The organism is Arthrobacter sp. Y3223164 (genome assembly GCF_059091005.1).
Window position 1 is genome coordinate 1 of sequence record NZ_JBNHGF010000932.1, and the last position, 344, is coordinate 344.

Sequence of the window (344 nt, forward strand, 5' to 3'; positions counted from 1 at the left end):
GGCGGGCTGTCGCCCCCCCGCCCGCTACCGTCCGAAGCGGCGCAGGCGCAGGGAGTTGGCTACCACCAGCACCGAGCTGGCGGCCATCGCGGCCCCGGCGATCATCGGGTTGAGCAGCCCGAGCGCGGCCACCGGGATCCCGAGCGTGTTGTAGGCGAAGGCCCAGAACAGGTTCGACTTGATGGTGGAGAGCGTCCGGCGGCTGAGCTCGATGGACTGCACCACCTGGCCGAGGTCGCTGCCCATCACGGTCAGGTCCGCGGCCTCGATCGCCACGTCGGTGCCGGCGCCCATGGCGATACCCCTAGGGGGTATAGATTGGTGGCATAGCCCACCGATTGAGG

General features: G+C 69.8%; 1 pseudogene. It reads right to left on the reverse strand.

The window, feature by feature from the left end:
• Nucleotides 1–24: 24 nt before the first annotated feature.
• Nucleotides 25–344: pseudogene (locus AC5RUJ_RS18790) on the reverse strand (hypothetical protein); the annotation flags it as partial.